This is a genomic window from Streptomyces globosus (assembly GCF_003325375.1).
GTDB lineage: Bacteria > Actinomycetota > Actinomycetes > Streptomycetales > Streptomycetaceae > Streptomyces > Streptomyces globosus_A.
In genome coordinates, this window is the sequence record NZ_CP030862.1 from 1,138,289 (window position 1) to 1,151,579 (window position 13,291).

Genomic DNA, 13,291 nt, shown 5'->3' on the forward strand with positions numbered 1-13,291 from the left:
GGGCGCGCATACTGCCAAAGCCCCCACCGATCTTTCAACCACCCGTCCGCGGAGCGGCAGGGCGGCCGGTGCGCCGAGTTGGTCGCCAACTCTTCCGTGATGTTCACTCGTTCGAGTGGCCGGGTGGGCGATGTCAGGCTCTCTCCCCAACACACTGCGAAGGTCTGAGGCGGTACGAGGGGGCAGGGGGCGTTTACTTGTTGACCGGCCGTTACCTCGGCCACACGAGTAGACGAGCACGAGCACACGTACAGGATTGCGAGCACCGGTGCAGAAGAAGCGGTCTCGGAAGAACGGCACCGCCACCGACGGACCCGCCCCCGCAGGACGCCGCGTCCACGTACGCAGCAGGCTGGTCGTCGGCGTAGCCGTCGCCGGCCTCACTGTCCTCGCGGCAGGCGCACCCGCCGTCGTCACGGCCACCCGCGAGCTGAACGACTCCCAGCAGCTCGTCACCCTCGCCGAACAGACCCGGCACACCCTCACCCTCGCGCACCTCCTCGCCGACGAGCGCGACGCCGTCGTCGAGTACGTCGCCAAGGGCCGGCCCGGAGGCCAGGCCAAGGGGCCCCTCCAGGAGCGCGCCGCCCTCACCGACCGGCGCATCGCCGAGGTCCAGGCCGAAGCCGAGGCCGAGGCCGACGAACCCCTCGCCAAGGCCGCCGGCAGCATCCAGGGCGTCCGCACCGAGGCCGTCGACGGCAAGGGCACCGCCCTCGCCGCCCACCAGGCCTACGCCGCCGTCCTCGCCGAACTCCTCGCCCCCGGCGACCGGCTCGCCGAGCAGACCCCGCCGCGCGCCGAGGCCGCCCTCGCCACCACCCGCCCCCTGGCCCCCCTCGGCCAGGCCGTGGAGCAGGCATCCGCCACCCGCGGACTGCTCCTCGCCGCACTGGCCGTGCCCCGCAGCGAGCAGGGCGCCGGAGCGGCCGCCGCGGACGAACTGTCCGCCGCCGCCCAGCGGGCCCGCGTACGCGAGCAGGCCGCCCTCGACGACTTCACGCGCGCCGCCCGCCCCGACGTACGCCAGACCCTCGCCGCGACCGTCACCGGCCCCGAGGTCAAGGCCGCCGACGAGAACCTCAAGCGGCTCACCGAACGCCCCACCCTCTCCACCGCCGACCGCAAGCTCGACGGCGCGTCCCTCGCCCCCTCGCTGACCGCGCGCATCGACCGCATGCGCTCCGTCGAGGCCACCCTCGCCGGCCAGCGGGCCACCGCCCTCGCCGCGCTCCGCGACGACGACGTGACCCGCCTCGAACTCGTCATCGCCGTGCTCGGCCTGCTGTTCCTGGTCGCCGTCGGCGTCTCCACCGCCGTCGCCCGCTCCCTCACCCGGCCGCTGTCCGTGCTCCGGCGCGGCGCGGCCCGCCTCGCGACGCCCGAGGGCTCCGTCGAGCCCGTCCGCTTCACCGGCCGGAACGACGAGTTCGCCGAAGTCGTCCGACACCTCAACCAGGTCCGCGAGCAGACCGTCTCCCTCCACACCAAGATCGCCGGCATGGACGCCGACCGGCGCCGCCTCATCGGCCGCAACGAAGCCCTCTCCGCCGGACGGGACGCGCTCGAAGCGGAACTCCGCGACCTGCGCGCCGGCCTGGAGGAGCACCGGCGCATCATGTCCACCACGTCGGTCTCCCTGTCGCTGCGCACCCTCGGCCTCGTCGAGCGCCAACTCGCCGTCATCGACGAGCTGGAGGCCAAGGAACAGGACCCGGACCGGCTCGAAACCCTCTTCCGGCTCGACCACCTGGCGACCGTGATGCGCCGCCACAACGAGAACCTCCTCGTCCTCGCCGGGCAGGAACACGGCACCGGCGGCGCGACGCCCGTCCCGCTCGTCGACGTCATGCGCGCGGCGGTCAGCGAGATCGAGCGGTACGAGCGCGTCGACCTGGCCGTTGTGCCGTCGTTCACCCAGGTCGCCGGGCACGCAGCCGACGACATCTCGCACGTCCTCGCCGAACTGCTGGAGAACGCCACGACGTTCTCGCCGCCCGGCGCCAAGGTCAAGGCCTCCGCCCGCCACCTCGACACGGGCGACGTGGTGTTCTCCGTCGCAGACGAGGGCATCGGCATCACCGCCGACCGGCTCGAAGCACTCAACACCCGCCTGGCCACCCCCGACGCGTACGACGAGGAGACCGAGGCCGAACACGGCCTCGGACTCGGCCTGTACGTGGCCGGGCGCCTCGCCGCGCGCCACGGCGTCACCGCCGAACTGCGCGCCGGCCGGTACGGCGGCACCGAAGCGCTGGTCGTCGTCCCCGCGGCACTCCTCCAGGACGGGCCGCCGGCCGCGTCCCCCGTGCACACCTTCGCCACCCCGGCGGGCCTGCCGCAGTTCCAGCTGCCCGGCGTCGTCGCGGAGGCCAACGAGCACGTCCTCCCGCCGCGCCTGCGGCCGGAGGAGCGCGCGGGGGCGGCCGGGGGCGCGGGTGCCGGCGGTGCTGACGAGGTCGCCGGTGCTGCTGCGGTGGCCGCTGGTGAGGAGCCTGTCGGGTCCCACGAGGCCTACGAGGCGTACGGGCCGTACGGCGCTCCCGGTGGTACCGGGGAGGCGGCCGCGGGTGCTGCGGCCGACGCGACCGGTGCGGCCGAAGGGGCGGCCGAAGCCGCGGGCGCGGCGGCCGGGCCTGTCCCGGACCCGCTGTTCGATCCGCTGACGGACCCGCTGCCCGAGTTCGCCGCCGAGTCCGGGTCGGAGTCCGGGGCCGGGCCGGCCGCCGATCCGCGGCCCGAGTCCGCCGCCGACCCGCAGGGCGCGCCGGCCGCCGACCCGCAGGGCGCGCCGGTCGCCGACCCGCAGGGCGGCACGGCCGCGCAGGCCGACGTGCCCGCGGAGGGCGCGCCCGCCGACCCCGCCGCCGGGCCGGGGTTCGCCGCGCCCGTGCAGGCCGTCGCCCCCGTCACCCTGGCCGACGCCTTCGCCGCCGACGCCGCGGCCGCCGCTGCCGCCGACGGCACCACCGCCGACGCGCACGCCCCCGCTCCCGAGGACGCGCCCGCCCCGCTGCCGATGCGCCGGAGGGTCCCGCAGGAGCAGCTGCCGTCCGCCGAGCAGGTGTTCACCGCGCAGACCCCGGCCGACCGGGATCCGGGCGGCGAACTCCTCGCGCGTGTCGTCCCCGACGCGGAAGGGTCCGCCTTCGGGGCGGCCGACACCGGCCCGGCGGCCGCCGAGTCCTCGACCGCCGCCGCCCCGCCGGCCGTCGTACCGGACGGGGACCCCGCGCTGCCCGGGCAGTCCGCCGCACCCGTCGCCCCCGACGCGGAACGGCTGCCCCCGACCGACCAGGTCTTCACCGCCGGCGGCGGCGTACCCGCTGCGGCCGAGCCGCACCGGCACGCCCCCGCCGACAACGAGTGGGTCCCCCGCCAGGGCAGCCACCCCCAGCCCGGCACCACGGAGGCCGTCACCGACAAGGGCCTGCCCAAGCGGACGCCCCGCGTCGTCGCCGGCCGCGCCCAGACGGCCCCCGGCGCCGCCGCCGGACCCGGCGCGGCCCCCGCACGGCCGGCCCCGCGCCGCGTCGACGCGGAGGAACTGCGCCGCCGGCTCGGCGGGTTCTACCAGGGGACGCGGGACGGACGGCGCGTCGTGGCCGCCGAACTCGCACAGGACACCGACCAGGGGGACACCGCACAGGAGGCACGCACATGACCGCGCCCAGTACGTACGGACTGAGCACCCAGGCCCGCAACCTGCAGTGGCTGCTGACCGACCTGGTCGAGGAGGTGCCCGGCGTCAACTCCGTCGCCGTCGTGTCCTCGGACGGGCTGCTGCTGCTGTCCTCCGACCCCGGCGGCGCGGCCGCGGCCGCGGCCGGCGGGAGCGGCGCGGGCGGGCCCGGCCGGCCCAGGGGCCCGCGCGGCGCGTCCGCCGACCTCGCCACGATCGTCTCCGGCCTCGGCAGCCTCACCACCGGCGCGGCGGCCCTGATGGAGGGCGGCAGCGTCAAGCAGACCATGGTCGCGATGGAGCACGGCTCGGTGTTCGTGATGGCGATCAGCGACGGCTCGCTCCTCGGCGTGCACGCCACGCCCGACTGCGACATGAGCGTCGTCGCCTACCACATGGCCCTGTTCGTCGGCCGCGCCGGACACGTCCTCACCCCCGAAGTCCGCAGCGAGCTGCGCCAGTCCATGGAGAACACCCCGTGAGAGGTACGGCCTCCGACCGGCTTCCCATACGCGGAGCCGATCGCCGCCCCGCCCGCGTCCGCCCGTACTCCCTGACGGGCGGCCGCACCCGCTTCACGCAGGTCCTGCACGTCGAGACGTTCGTCGCCGCCCTCGACAGCCGCGTCTCGCAGCCGCAGCAGCCCGGCGGCGGCAACGCCCCCGACGGGGTGCCGGCCGCGGACCGGGACGCCGACCGCGACCGGATGCCCGAGATGCCGGCCATCGTCGAGGTCTGCCGCCGCATGCGCACCATCGCGGAGATAGCCGCCCTGCTCAAGCTGCCGCTCGGCGTCGTCCGCGTCCTCGTCAGCGACCTCGCGGACCAGGGCAGGGTCCGCGTCTACGGCACCGGGCACGGCCCGGGCCGCCCCGACCGCGCACTGCTCGAAAGGGTGCTCAGTGGCCTTCGCCGTCTTTGAACCCGCCATCGACGACGAACCCGTCCAGCCCTGGCAGTACGACCGCTCCCGCGCGCCCGTCGCCGTCAAGGTGCTCGTCGCGGGCGGCTTCGGCGTCGGCAAGACCACCTTCGTGTCGTCGGTCTCCGAGATCGCCCCGCTGCGCACCGAGGCGGTGATGACGCAGGCCAGCGTGGACACCGACGACCTGTCGGCCACGCCGGAGAAGAACACCACCACCGTCGCGATGGACTTCGGCCGGGTCACCCTCGCCGACGACCTCGTGCTGTACGTGTACGGGACGCCCGGCCAGGAGCGGTTCTGGTTCATGTGGGACGACCTCGTGCGCGGGGCGATCGGCGGGCTCGTCATGGCCGACACGCGCCGCCTGCGCGACTGCTTCCCGGCGCTCGACTACTTCGAGAGCTGCGGGCTGCCGTACGCCGTGGCCGTCAACCACTTCGACGGCTCCCACGCGTACGAGCCGGAGGACGTGCGGGAGGCGCTCACCATCCCGGAGCACGTACCCGTACTGGTCATGGACGCGCGGCGCCGGGAGACCGTCGTCGAGTCGCTGCTCATGCTCGTCCGACACGCCCTCGACGCGACACCCGAGTAGCGGCGGGACCCGCCCGCCCCACCCGCCCTGCCTGCTCCACCCGCCCTGCCTGCCCCGCCCGCACCACCAGCCACCCACCCACCCCCCCGCACCGGAAACGAGACGTGAGATGCGCAAGATACTCGTCGTGGGGGCCGGCCAGTCCGGTCTCCAGCTCGCCGTCGGCCTCCGGGTGAAGGGGTACGACGTCACCCTCATGTCCAACCGGACTGCGGACGAGATCCGCACCGGCCGGGTCATGTCCACGCAGGTCATGTTCGACACCGCTCTGCGGCACGAGCGCGACCTCGGGCTCGACTTCTGGGCCCGGCACGCCCCCCGCATCGAGGGCCTCGGCGTCTCCGTCGCCGGGCCCGACGGCGCCCGCGCCGTCGACTGGCTCGGGCGCCTCAAGGCGTACGCGCAGTCGGTGGACCAGCGGGTGAAGATGGCGGGCTGGCTCGACGCGTTCGTCCAGCAGGGCGGCCAACTCGTCGTGCACAGCGCGTCCGTCGCCGACCTGGACTACTTCTCGCGCACCTACGACCTGGTGCTCGTGGCAGCCGGCAAGGGCGAACTCGTGTCGATGTTCGGGCGGGACGAGGCGCGCTCCCCGTACGGCAGCCCGCAGCGCGCGCTGGCCGTCTCGTACGTGCACGGGCTCGCCCCGAGGCCCGAGCACCCGGGGACGGAGGCGGTGCGCTGCAACCTGGTGCCGGGCGTGGGCGAGCTGTTCGTCATGCCCGCGCTCACCACGTCGGGGCGGGCCGACATCCTGTTCTGGGAGGGCGTCCCGGGCGGCCCGCTCGACGTGTTCCGCGGCGTGAGCGACCCGGCCGAGCACCTCGCGCTGACGCTGGACCTGATGAAGGCCTTCACGCCGTGGGAGCACGCGCGCACCGCGAACGTCGAACTGACGGACGCGGGCGCCACCCTGGCGGGCCGGTACGCGCCGACTGTCCGCAACCCGATCGGGCGGCTGCCCGGCGGCGGGGCGGTACTGGGCGTCGCGGACGTCGTCGTCGCCAACGACCCGATCACCGGGCAGGGCGCGAACTCGGCGGCCAAGTGTGCGGCCTCGTACCTGTCGTCGATCCTGATGCACGGCGACAAGCCGTTCGACGAGGCCTGGATGAAGGCCACCTTCGACAGGTTCTGGTTCACCACCGGCAAGCCCGTGACGCAGTGGACGAACGCGATGCTGGCGCCTCCGCCGGCGCACGTGCTGGAGCTCATCGGCGCCGGCGGGCACCACCAGGAGGTGGCGGACCGGTTCGCCAACGGCTTCGACAACCCGGCCGACTTCGACGCGTTCTTCTACGACCCGCAGGACGCGGCGGACTACCTGGCGGAGGTGCGGGGCGCGGAGGCGGGCCCCGAGGCGGACGCGGAGGCGGAGGCCGTCGCGGGCCCCGGGGCGGCGGGCGGGTCCGGTTCGGCGGCCGGTTCCGACGCTGCGGCCGTCCCGGGCTCCCGGTCCGTCCCGGGCTCCCGGTCCGTGCCCGGTTCCGGTGCGGCGTCCGCGCCGGCGGGCGGTCCGGCTGCCGAGTAGCCGGTGTCGTCCCCGGCCGAGGCCGCGGCGGGCAGCGGCGGCGGGACGAACGAGGCCAGCGGGGCGTCGCCCGCGTCGGGGCGCACGGCCCCCAGCAGCGGGTTCGCGGCGATGGGCGACACCTTCACCGCGGCGCCCGGCCGCGGGGCCTGGATGACCTTGCCGTCGCCGATGTAGAGGGCGACGTGCGTGGCCGTCGGGAAGTACACCACCAGGTCCCCCGGCCGCAGCCGGTCCAGCGGCACCCGCGGCAGCCGCGCCCACTGCTCCTGGCTGGTGCGCGGGATCGCCCGGCCGGCGTGGGCCCAGGCCTGCGAGGTCAGGCCCGAGCAGTCGAACGCCTCCGGGCCCTCGGCACCCCACTCGTACGGCTTGCCGACCTGCGCGGCGGCGTACGCGAGGGCCGAGCCGCCCGCAGCCGTCGGGGTGCGCGCGGCCGTCGAGGCGGGCGCGCCCAGCGCCCCCGACGACAGGAGTTCGCGCTGCGCGGAGGCGGTGTCCCGGGCCTCGCGGGCGTCGACCTGCGTGAGCTGGTCAGGGGTCAGGGCGGCGAGCATCCGCTCGACCTCCCGGAGCCTGCGGTCCGCCTCCTCCTTGAGCTCCTTCTTGCGGGCCGCGCCCGCCTGCTGCGCGTCGAGGGCCTTCCGGGCGGCGGTGGCGAGGGTGTCGGCGTGCTGCTCGCCGCGGGTGAGGCGGGCCAGAACGCCCGCCTGGCGGGCGCCCTCGCGGGCCGCGAGGCGGCGCTGGTCCTGTGCCGCCCGCAGATCGCCGGTGAGCAGCATCCGGGCGTACGGGGACAGGCCGCGCACCCCCTGGTACTGCTCGCGGGCGATCCGGCCGGCGGCGGCCCGCTCGGCGTCGAGGGCGGCGCGGGCGCGGCCGAGCTCGGTGCCCAGGCGGCGCTCGTCGTCCTGGCGGGCCTTGAGGGCGGCCTCGGCGGCGTTGTAGGCCTCGGCGGCCTCCTCGGCCTGGCGGTAGAGCGCCTGGAGGCGGGTCAGCAGGGCGCCGACGGAGTCGGAGTCGGCGGCGGTCGCGGCTGGGGAGGTTGGGGCGGAGGTTGCCGGGGAGGCGGACGGGGCCGGGGTGTCGGCCGGTGCCGTGCCCGGGGTCGCCGTTCCGGCCGTTGGCGTGGGTGTGGCCATGGGTGTGGCCGTGGCTGTCGTCGTGGCCTCGGCCCTCGTCGTCGTACGGCCGGTCGCGGCCGGGGCGGACGGGGTCGCGGCCCCCGTGGCCGCGGAGGTCGGGGCGGCCGTCCGGGGAACGGGGGGCGGCGTCGCGGTCGGCAGCGGATCGGCGTGCGGGGCGGGGGCTGGCGCGGCGTGCGGGGCGGGGAGCGGTCCGGCCGTGAGGCAGGCGGCGGCGAGGCAGGCGGCGGGGAGCAGACGGCGGGGCACGTGGTCACCTCCAGGCCGCCGATGCTGACACGGGCGGTATGACAATCCGCCCACCCCGCGCGGCCCTGCCGCACCGGCCACCCGGACGGCGTACGCACCGGCGGGGACACGGTGCGAGCCTGTCCGGGGGAGGGGTCAGGTGCTCAGGAGGCGGGCTTTGGCCGCCGAGAACTCCTCCGGGGTCAGGAGGCCTTCCCGGGCGAGGGCGGCCAGCTGGGCCAGCGAGGCTGCGAGGTCGGAGCCGCCGGCGGGGACTGCGGGGCCCGGGCCGGGCGGAGTGGGAGCGGAGTCCGCGGGGGGAGGGGCGGGCGCAGGCGCGGGGGCGGGTGCCGCGGAGTCGGGCTCTGCCGGGGCGGGCCGACCGGGTTGCCAAGGCGTCGGGCGGGGGCCGTGGTCCGGGGCGCGGTGCGGTGCCTGGGCCGCGTCCCACACATAGGCCCCGCGGGCCAGCAGGCCGCGGAGGAGGGGGCGGCCCGCGGGGCGGCGGGCCGGGTGGACGACGGTGCCGACGGGGCGGATGAACATCAGGCGGCCCCCAGCCGTTCGGCCGGGATGCGGACCGAGCCCGCGATGCGGCCGCCCGCGGCGCGGACGGCGATGGCCGCGTCCTCGGCCCACACGTGCTCGACGACCAGGAGGAGGGCGCAGCTGCCGCGTTCGAGGAGGTCCGCGGCCTCCTTGACGTCCTCCGGGCCGATCAGCGGGGCCGCCTCCCGGTGGGCGAGCAGCCCGTGCAGTTCGACGTACTCGTCGAACTCGGCGGCCATCACCTCGCCCTGTGCCGTCTTGGCCGCCACGAGGCCGTCGATCAGCCGCACGTTGCCGGTCTTGCGCAGCCCCAGCACCGCCTCCACCGCCGGCACGCGCAACTGCTCCTCGGGGAAGGCGAGGACGATGAACTCCACAGGTCCCATGTGCCGAGGCTCCCAGGTCCGCCCGTTCATGACTATTCGTCGGCACACTATGGCATAAGCGGACATGTCACCCGTTCACTTGCTACGTTTCCTGTATGACCGCTCTGACGGCAGAGGTGGCGGACCCCGCCCCGCCTCCGCCCCCCGGCGCCCGCGCACCCCGGGGCAGGGGGGCCGAGCTGATGCTCCTCGCCGGGGCCGTCGCGATCTCCGTCCTCGGCCACCTCCACGTCGGCTTCGCACTGACCGGCGCAGCGCCGCGCGGCGCCGACCGCTACGCCGCCGGGCTCGCCTGTGCCGCTCTGCTCGCCCACCTCGCCGTCCGTTTCCGGGCGCCGTACGCGGACCCGCTGCTGCTGCCGATCGCGTTCCTGCTGAACGGGCTCGGGCTGGTCCTCATCCAGCGCCTCGACGCCACCACCCCCCACCACCTGGCGGCCGGGGACCAGCTGCGGTGGTCCGGGCTCGGAGCCGCCCTGTTCGTCGTCGCCGTCGCCGTGCTGCGCGACCACCGGGCGCTCCAGCGCTACGCCTACCTGGCGGCGGCCGCGGGCCTGGTGCTGATGCTCGTCCCCGTGTTCTTCCCGCCGGTCAACGGGGCGCACATCTGGATCCGGTTCGGGGGGCTGTCCTTCCAGCCGGGGGAGTTCGCGAAGATCCTGCTCGCGGTGTTCTTCGCCGCCTACCTCGCCGCGAACCGGACCGCGCTCGCCCTCACCGGCCGCCGGCTGTTCTGGCGGCTGCGGCTCCTGCCGGGCCGCGCCCTCGGGCCCGTCCTCGCGATCTGGCTGCTGAGCGTCGGCATGCTCGTGCTGGAACGGGACCTCGGCACGTCCCTGCTCTTTTTCGGCCTTTTCGTCATCATGCTGTTCACCGCCACCGGGCGGACCGGCTGGATCGCCATCGGGCTCGCCCTCGCCGCGCTGGGGGCCTACGCCGTCGGCACCCTCGAACCGCACGTCCACAGCCGGGTCGAGGACTGGCTGCACCCCCTCGCCTCCGTCGAGCGCGGCGAAGGCCCCGGCCAGCTCGCCCAGTCCCTCTTCGCGTTCGGCGCCGGCGGCCTGCTCGGCGCCGGGCTCGGACACGGCCAGTCCTTCCTCATCGGCTTCGCCGCCAAATCCGACTTCATCCTCGCCACCGCCGGCGAAGAGCTCGGCCTCGCCGGCCTCACCGCCATCCTGCTGCTGTACGGGATCCTCGTGCACCGCGGCTTCCGCGCCGGGCTCGCGCTGCGCGACCCCTTCGGGCGGCTGCTGGCCACCGGCCTCGCCTCGATCATCGCCCTCCAGGTGTTCGGTATCGCCGGGGGCGTGACCGGGCTGATCCCGCTCACGGGCATGGCCATGCCCTTCCTGGCGCAGGGCGGCTCGTCCGTCGTCACCAACTGGATCATCGTCGCGCTGCTCGTCCGGCTGAGCGACAGCGCGCGCAGGCCGCTGCCGGACGGCGGGGCGGAGGGGGGCGGGTGATCCGGCACATCCGCTGGTGCGCCTGGTTCTGCGCACTGCTCCTCGCGGCCCTGCTCGTCAACGCCGCGCGCGTGCAGGTCTGGGAGGCCGCCGCCTACCGGGACAGCCCGGCCAACAAGCGGCCCGCCGTGGAGCGGTGGGCCCAGCCGCGCGGCGACATCCTGGTCGAGGGACGGCCCGTCACCGGCTCCCGGGACAGCCGGCAGCTGCTGCGCTGGGAGCGCACGTACGCGGACGGCCCGCTGTACGCGCCGGTCACCGGGTTCGCCTCGCAGACGTACGGGACGAGCCTGCTGGAGCGCGCCGAGGACGCCCTCCTCGCCGGGACCGACCCCGGGCTCACCGCCTTCCCCCTCTGGTACGACCTGGCCCGCGGCCGGCCCTCCGGCGGGAACGCGGAGACCACCCTCGTCGCGGCCGTCCAGCAGGCCGGGTACACCGCCCTGGAGGGCAAGCGGGGGGCGGTCGCCGCCCTCGAACCGGTCACCGGGCGGATCCTCGCCCTCGTCAGCAGCCCCTCCTACGACCCGGGGGAGCTGTCCGGAACCGGTACGGCCGTCACCGCGGCCTGGACCCGGCTCAACGAGGACCCCGCCCGGCCCATGCTGAACCGGGCGCTGCACGAGACGTACCCGCCCGGATCAACGTTCAAGATCGTGACGGCGGCTGCGGCGCTCGACGCGGGCACCGTCACCGACGTGGACGCGCCGACCCGTACCCCCGACCCCTACCCGCTGCCCGGCACCCGCACCCTGCTCCCCAACGCGGCCTCGGGCTGCGAGGACGCCTCCATGGCCGACGCGGTGCGGTGGTCCTGCAACACGGTGATGGCCCGGATCGGCGTCCGCGTGGGGCTGCGGGGCATGGCGGAGGCGGCCCGCCGGTTCGGGTTCAACGACGCGGGGCTGCGCGTGCCCGCCTGGGTGTCCCGTTCGAACTTCGACACCGACATGAGCCCCGACCAGCTCGCCCTGTCCTCCATCGGGCAGTTCAACACCAAGGCCACGCCGCTCCAGATGGCCCGGGTCGCCGCGGCCGTCGCGTCCGGCGGGGAGCTGCCGGCCCCGTACCTCGTGGAGCGCGCCACCCGCGCCGACGGCACCCAGATCCGCACCGGCGGCCGCCGCGGCGGATCCGGGCGGGCCATGACGCCCTCGACGGCCCTGCGGCTCCAGGAGCTGATGGTCGGTGCCGTCGAGGACGGCACCGCGCGCAACGCGGCCGTCGCCGGAGCGGTCGTCGGCGGCAAGACGGGCACCGCCCAGCACGGCGTCGGCAACGCCGGCACGCCGTACGCCTGGTTCATCGGCTGGGCCAAGGCCGCGGACGAGCCCCTGCCGGGGGTCGCGGTCGCGGTGGTGGTCGAGGACGCCTCCGGGGACCGCGGCGACATCAGCGGCAACAGTGCGGCCGCGCCGATCGCCCGCGCGGTGATGGAGGCGGCCCTCCGGGCCGGGCCCTAGGGTCTGTATTGAGTTGCCCCGTGGAGCAAGGAGCGGCGTTCGGTGCGTGCCCTCGGTGTGCGGGACGAATGTCCTCGTAGCGGAGCTACGAGGACATTCGGCTCGTGCGCCGAGGGTGCGTGCCGGGCGTCGCGACGCCGCGGGGCAACTCAATACAGACCCTAAGTGCTTCCCCACGGGTCGGGGGCGTTGGCGGCACCGGACAGCGGTAGACGAGTCGTCAACAAGTCGGGCGCGGGGGATTGACGGGCTTGCTGACAAGCAGTCTCATAACTGGTGTACGCCGCACGGCGATTGCGGCCGGCGGCGACCGACGTCGACCCCCGCCAACCCAGTTAGGGCGAGGTGCCCCGCCATGACGACCACCACGACCACCGACGGGACGGACCCCGGCCGGGTCCTCCAGGACGCGCTCGGCCTCCTCAAGGACCGCGAGCAGATCGCGGCGCGGCTGCTCGAATCCTCCGCCAAGCACTCCTTCGACCCCGACAAGGAACTCGACTGGGACGCCCCCCTCGTCGACGGCGCGTACTACGTGCCGCCGGAACTCCTGTCGCTGTACGACACCCCGCTCTGGAAGCGCATGGGCGAACAGCAGCGCATCGACCTCTCGCGGCACGAGGCCGCCTCCCTCGCCTCCCTCGGCATCTGGTTCGAGATCATCCTCATGCAGCTCCTCGTCAGGCACATCTACGACAAGCCGCTGACGAGCAACCACGTCCGCTACGCCCTCACCGAGATAGCCGACGAGTGCCGCCACTCGATGATGTTCGCCCGCCTGATCCAGAAGATCGGGGCCCCCGACTACCCCGTCTCCCCCCTCCACCACAACCTCGCCCGCCTCCTCAAGACCGTCTCCACCACCCCCGGCTCCTTCGCCTGCACCCTCCTCGGCGAGGAGATCCTCGACTGGATGCAGCGCCTCACCTTCCCCGACGAGCGCATCCAGCCCCTCGTCCGCGGCATCACCCGCATCCACGTCGTCGAGGAAGCCCGCCACGTCCGCTACGCCCGCGAGGAACTCCGCCGCCAGATGCTGACCGCACCCCGCTGGGAGCAGGAACTGACCCGCATCAGCTGCGGAGAGGCCGCCCGCGTCTTCTCCCTCGCCTTCGTCAACCCCCGGGTGTACGAGAACGTCGGCCTCGACCGCCGCGAAGCCGTCGCCCAGGTCAAGGCCAGCGGCCACCGCCGCGAGGTCATGCAGACCGGCGCCAAGCGGCTCACCGACTTCCTCGACGACATCGGCGTCCTGCGCGGAGTCGGCCGCAGGCTGTGGCGCGCCTCCGGCCTCCTCGCCTGATCGCCACCCGGA

10 protein-coding genes and 1 pseudogene are annotated in these 13,291 nt (G+C 75.2%); 8 read left to right on the forward strand and 3 right to left on the reverse strand.

The genetic code is table 11. The annotated features are described in order from the left end of the window. Window positions 1-268: 268 nt before the first annotated feature. The 5 genes and pseudogenes from C0216_RS34930 to C0216_RS05470 form a co-directional block, all read left to right on the forward strand. Window positions 269-3,664: a sensor histidine kinase gene (locus C0216_RS34930; protein WP_162793120.1), complete on the forward strand. Its 3,396-nt coding sequence runs from the start codon at window positions 269-271 to the stop codon at window positions 3,662-3,664. Further along, the gene (locus tag C0216_RS05450) at window positions 3,661-4,164 is read left to right on the forward strand and encodes a roadblock/LC7 domain-containing protein (protein WP_114054162.1); all 504 of its coding nucleotides are present in this window, start codon (window positions 3,661-3,663) and stop codon (window positions 4,162-4,164) included. Before C0216_RS34930 ends, C0216_RS05450 begins: the two co-directional genes overlap by 4 nt. Further along, window positions 4,161-4,604: a DUF742 domain-containing protein gene (locus C0216_RS05455; protein ID WP_114054163.1), complete on the forward strand. Its 444-nt coding sequence runs from the start codon at window positions 4,161-4,163 to the stop codon at window positions 4,602-4,604. The genes C0216_RS05450 and C0216_RS05455 overlap by 4 nt, the downstream gene beginning before the upstream one ends. Beyond that, window positions 4,585-5,202, forward strand: coding sequence for a GTP-binding protein (locus C0216_RS05460; protein ID WP_114054164.1), 618 nt, complete (start codon window positions 4,585-4,587; stop codon window positions 5,200-5,202). Before C0216_RS05455 ends, C0216_RS05460 begins: the two co-directional genes overlap by 20 nt. 109 nt (window positions 5,203-5,311) lie before the next feature. Further along, a pseudogene (locus C0216_RS05470) lies at window positions 5,312-6,547 on the forward strand (styrene monooxygenase/indole monooxygenase family protein); the annotation flags it as partial. Here C0216_RS05470 and C0216_RS05475 read toward each other — a convergent pair. From C0216_RS05475 to C0216_RS05485, 3 genes are all read right to left on the reverse strand, one after another. Next, entirely contained in the window at window positions 6,523-8,127 is a 1,605-nt protein-coding gene (locus tag C0216_RS05475) for a C40 family peptidase (RefSeq protein WP_246042333.1), read from the reverse strand. The pseudogene C0216_RS05470 and the gene C0216_RS05475 overlap by 25 nt on opposite strands. A 135-nt stretch (window positions 8,128-8,262) precedes the next feature. Continuing rightward, a complete protein-coding gene (locus tag C0216_RS05480; protein ID WP_114054165.1) occupies window positions 8,263-8,652 on the reverse strand; it encodes an SHOCT domain-containing protein in 390 nt (129 codons plus the stop codon). Further along, entirely contained in the window at window positions 8,652-9,041 is a 390-nt protein-coding gene (locus C0216_RS05485) for a DUF6325 family protein (protein ID WP_114054166.1), read from the reverse strand. The genes C0216_RS05480 and C0216_RS05485 overlap by 1 nt, the downstream gene beginning before the upstream one ends. A gap of 95 nt (window positions 9,042-9,136) precedes the next feature. Between C0216_RS05485 and C0216_RS05490 the strand changes: the two genes are divergently transcribed. The 3 genes from C0216_RS05490 to C0216_RS05500 all read left to right on the forward strand — a co-directional run bounded on the left by C0216_RS05490 (window position 9,137) and on the right by C0216_RS05500 (window position 13,279). Further along, window positions 9,137-10,513 carry an FtsW/RodA/SpoVE family cell cycle protein gene (locus C0216_RS05490; protein WP_114054167.1) on the forward strand — a complete coding sequence of 459 codons (1,377 nt, stop codon included), beginning with the start codon at window positions 9,137-9,139 and terminating at the stop codon, window positions 10,511-10,513. Beyond that, window positions 10,510-11,976: a penicillin-binding transpeptidase domain-containing protein gene (locus C0216_RS05495; RefSeq protein WP_114054168.1), complete on the forward strand. Its 1,467-nt coding sequence runs from the start codon at window positions 10,510-10,512 to the stop codon at window positions 11,974-11,976. The genes C0216_RS05490 and C0216_RS05495 overlap by 4 nt, the downstream gene beginning before the upstream one ends. A 355-nt stretch (window positions 11,977-12,331) precedes the next feature. After that, complete coding sequence (locus C0216_RS05500) at window positions 12,332-13,279, forward strand: AurF N-oxygenase family protein (protein WP_114054169.1); 948 nt, start codon at window positions 12,332-12,334, stop codon at window positions 13,277-13,279. Window positions 13,280-13,291: the final 12 nt, after the last annotated feature.